4 protein-coding genes are annotated in these 3,645 nt (G+C 62.7%); 1 reads left to right on the forward strand and 3 read right to left on the reverse strand.

Annotated features, from left to right (window positions below):
- Positions 1-249 precede the first annotated feature (249 nt).
- A complete protein-coding gene (locus ABW043_RS03485; RefSeq protein ID WP_353919846.1) occupies positions 250-810 on the forward strand; it encodes a dihydrofolate reductase family protein in 561 nt (186 codons plus the stop codon).
- A gap of 96 nt (positions 811-906) precedes the next feature.
- Here ABW043_RS03485 and ABW043_RS03490 read toward each other — a convergent pair whose 3' ends face one another.
- The 3 genes from ABW043_RS03490 to ABW043_RS03500 all read right to left on the reverse strand — a co-directional run.
- On the reverse strand, positions 907-1,290 hold the full coding sequence (locus ABW043_RS03490) for a VOC family protein (RefSeq protein WP_353919847.1): 384 nt from the start codon (positions 1,288-1,290) through the stop codon (positions 907-909).
- Between the two features lie 28 nt (positions 1,291-1,318).
- Positions 1,319-1,918, reverse strand: a complete 600-nt coding sequence (locus ABW043_RS03495; RefSeq protein ID WP_353919848.1) for an RNA polymerase sigma factor — start codon at positions 1,916-1,918, stop codon at positions 1,319-1,321.
- Positions 1,919-1,923: 5 nt separating this feature from the next.
- Positions 1,924-3,645 (reverse strand): putative bifunctional diguanylate cyclase/phosphodiesterase (locus ABW043_RS03500; protein WP_353919849.1); only part of this gene is annotated, 1,722 nt, incomplete at its 5' end.

Consider the following 3,645-nt stretch of genomic DNA (forward strand, 5'->3'; position numbering starts at 1 on the left):
CTGACGCGGGGACGCGGGCAGGGCGGAGGTGTTGGGCGCAATTTGCTCGCCACCATCGGCCGTCATCCTCGGGCTTGACCCGAGGACACTTCACTTGCCGACGCCGCCGCGAGTGCAGGGCCCTCGGGTCAAGCCCGAGGGTGACGATCGGCAGGACACAGAAACCCAAAACAAAACTGTCGAACTTTCACATTCTCATTCGTCGCATCGGCAATCGGGCAGGGAGCCCGAACAGCAAGCAGGGACAAAATGCGCAAAGTGATTGCCGGTCTTTTTCATTCCGTCGATGGCGTGGTGGAAGCGCCGAACCTCTTTCAGTTCGATTCCTTCGATGATGAGCTGGGCGAAGAGATGGGCGTCATCATGGGCGAAATCGGCACGGTGCTGATGGGGCGGGTCGGCTATTCCGAATGGGCGGGATATTGGCCCAATGCCAGCCAGGACCTCGACTTTGCCGCCTTCATCAATGGCGTCCAAAAGTTCGTCGCTTCGGAAACGCTGGAACCCTCAGGGATCACCTGGACCAATGCCAGCCTGATCGAGAGCGATTTTCTCGATTTCGTGCGTGAGCTGAAGGCCGGGGAGGGCAGCGATATCTGCGCCATGGGTGGCATTTCGCTGGTGCGGCAGCTGGTCTTTGCCGGGCTGATGGACGAATTGACGCTCATCACCCATCCGGTCATTGCCGGCACAGGGCGACATCTGTTCGAGCCGGGCGATCCGACGACGCGGCTCGAACTCATCCGCGCCCGCACCACCTCCAAGGGCAATGTGGTGCAGGTCTATCGGCGGCTGGCTCAGCACTCTTAGCTCGTCGTCATTGCCGGGCCTGTCCCGGCAATCCATCTCGCCTCCGCATGGATCACCGGGACAAGCCCGGTGGTGACGACCGAGGAGGGAGCGTTTCTACTTCACCGATCGTGGCAGTTCGCCCGATTGCCAGAGGCCGAGACCAAAGCCATCCGGGTCCAGAAAGTCGGCGCTCCAGCCGCCGGGGGCTTCGGAAACGGGGGTGACGATATTGACGCCCTTTTGCGCCAGCTCGCTCACCACGTCGTCGATGCCGCCTTCGTCGAGTTCGAAGACGATGGCCGGCGTGTCGCCGCGCTTGCCGTCCTGCTGGAAGAAGATCAGGCCGGGGCCGTTCTCGATCGAGCCTTGCAGCCAGAAGGGTTCGGCACCCTCCATGCGCTCGAGCCCGAGGCCCAGAGTTTCGTTGTAGAAGGCTTCGGTACGCGCGATGTCGCTGACGTAAAAGACGATGCTGACATTCTTGGGTTTGAGGCTCATGGCCGGCTCCAATACTGGTTACATCACCCTATTGCCGCGGCGTGTCGGTTTGTGAGCGCTTTATCAGAAAAAGATGTCCATCCGGATCGTGGCTGGCAAACACCCCGCCATGGCGGATGAGCGCGGGCAGGAGCACATCGCGGATGCGGCCATAGGCGAGGTCCAGATTGAGCCCGGTCAGTTCCTCGGGCGTCGCCAGGCTTTTTGCGGCGAGATGGCGTTTCAGCGCCGAAACGCGCTGGCGCAAGGCAGTATCGGGCAGGCGGAGCAGATAGGCGATTTCGCGCCGGTTATGCCCGGTCAGCACCAGTGCTGCTAAGGTGCGCAAAGCCGGGGGGAGGCCGGTCAGGATGTCGCTGGGCTTGGGGTCGGTCGTATCAGTATTGGGCGCTCTAGTGGCATGCCAGGCCGTTTCGCGGCCTTTGCGCCGCCGGGCCGTCCGCGCCTCCATCCGCGCGCGGTTGCGCACGACGCCCATGAGCCAGCGGGCATTTTCGGGGCTTTCGATATCGCTGCGGTTTGCGGCGATGGCGGAGATCAGCGCCTCCTGCACCACGTCTTCTGCTTCGGCGGCCGTGTGTTCCCTTGTCGCGATTGACAGCAGTTGGGCGTAGAGCCGGCCGCGCATCGGGCTCAGGAGGCCTTGGCCAAGGCAATTTCGGCGTTGAGCAGGTCTGCCAGTGCCGTGTCGGAAATGGGAGGAGAAAAGAGGAATCCCTGGACTTCGGAAACGCCTTGGGCGCGCACCAGCGAAAGCTGTTCCTCGGTTTCGACCCCTTCCACCGTGGTCGACATGCCAAGCGATTGCCCCAGCCCGATGACGGCGCGAATAATGGCCTGGCTATCGGCACGGCTGGCGAGATCGCGAATGAAGGAGCGGTCGATCTTGATTTTGTCGAAGGGGAAGGAGCGGAGATACGAGAGCGAGGAATAGCCGGTGCCAAAATCGTCCATCGATATGCGCACGCCCATGGCGCGCAGTTCGTGGAGTGCTTTCAGCGTCGATTCGCTGTCGGTCAGCAGCAGGCTTTCGGTGATTTCGAGTTCGAGGCGGCTGGGGTCGAGCCGTGCATTGCTCAGCGCCCGGCGCACCTGGGTGACAAGATCGCGCTGGCGGAACTGCACCGGGGAGAGATTGACGGCGATGCGCACCGATTTGGGCCAGTTCGCCGCGGTGGCGCAGGCTTCGTTGAGGACCCATTGGCCGATGGCGGAAATCAGCCCGGTGTCTTCGGCGACGGGCACGAATTCGGCGGGCGACACGGTGCGGCCCTCAAAATCCCAGCGCAGCAGGGCTTCAACGCAGGTCACGCGATTTTCCGCGAGGCCCAGCAGCGGCTGGTAGACGAGGCGGAATTCATTCCGGCTCAACGCCAGGCGCAGGCCCGCCTCGATCAGGCGCCGCTGCTGCAGCTCGGCATCCATCCCCGCTTCAAAGAAGTGGTAGGTCGAGCGCCCTTCGCTCTTCGCCTTGTAGAGCGCGAGATCGGCATTCTTGACGAGGGTATCGGTGGTCAGTCCGTCACCGGGCCCGACGGCGATACCGACGCTGGCGCCGATTTCGATCTGCTGGCCCTTGATGTTCATGGGCGCGCCCATGGCCTTGATGATGCGGTCGGCAATGCGCGCCGCGGCATCGGCGCTCTCGATGGGGCGCAGCAGCAGCGCGAATTCGTCGCCGCCGAGCCGGGCGAGCAGGTCGCTTTCCCGCGTCGTGCCCCAAAGACGGACGGCGGCCTGCTTGATGACCTCATCACCAACGGCATGGCCAAGCGTGTCGTTGACGGCCTTGAAGTGGTCGAGGTCGATATAGAGCACGGCCGCCATCTCGCCGCGTTTCAACCCCGCCTCGGTGCGCGCCATTTCCTCAAGGAATTCGGCTCGATTGGGCAGGTCGGTCAGCGCATCGTGGCGGGCAAGATGGTGGATGCGCGCCTCGTTTTGCCGCTGCTCGGTAATGTCCTCGTGCGTCGACACCCAGCCCCCATCCTTCATCGGATGGTGCTGCATCAGAATGATACGGCCGTTGAGCTCGTGAATGTTCTTGCCATATTCGCGCTTGGCGATGACCGCGCGGCGCCAGACGATATAGTCCTCGCGTGCTCCGCCGGCGCTCATGCCCTCGTCGAACAGATGCCCCAGAATGTCTTCGAGCTGAGCGCCGGGCCGCACGAAGTTCTCCGGCAGATTATAGATGCGGGCATAGGGCTCGTTGCAGATGACGAGACGGCCCTTGGCGTCCATCATGCAAAGGCCAATGGAAATATTGTTCACCGCCGCGTCGAGCCGGATATTCTGCCGCTCGAGCTCGAGCTTGCGCTTCTGGACGGTTTCGGAGAGCTGGATTTCGTCGGT

Origin of the sequence: Devosia sp., from assembly GCF_040509215.1 — a bacterium.
Taxonomy (GTDB): domain Bacteria; phylum Pseudomonadota; class Alphaproteobacteria; order Rhizobiales; family Devosiaceae; genus Devosia.

What these genes read in the sequence shown, in the direction of transcription:
- ABW043_RS03485 (WP_353919846.1), top strand. Translation starts at nt 250, where the DNA reads ATGCGCAAAGTGATTGCCGGTCTTTTTCATTCCGTCGATGGCGTGGTG.
- ABW043_RS03490 (WP_353919847.1), bottom strand. Translation starts at nt 1,290, where the DNA reads ATGAGCCTCAAACCCAAGAATGTCAGCATCGTCTTTTACGTCAGCGAC.
- ABW043_RS03495 (WP_353919848.1), bottom strand. Translation starts at nt 1,918, where the DNA reads ATGCGCGGCCGGCTCTACGCCCAACTGCTGTCAATCGCGACAAGGGAA.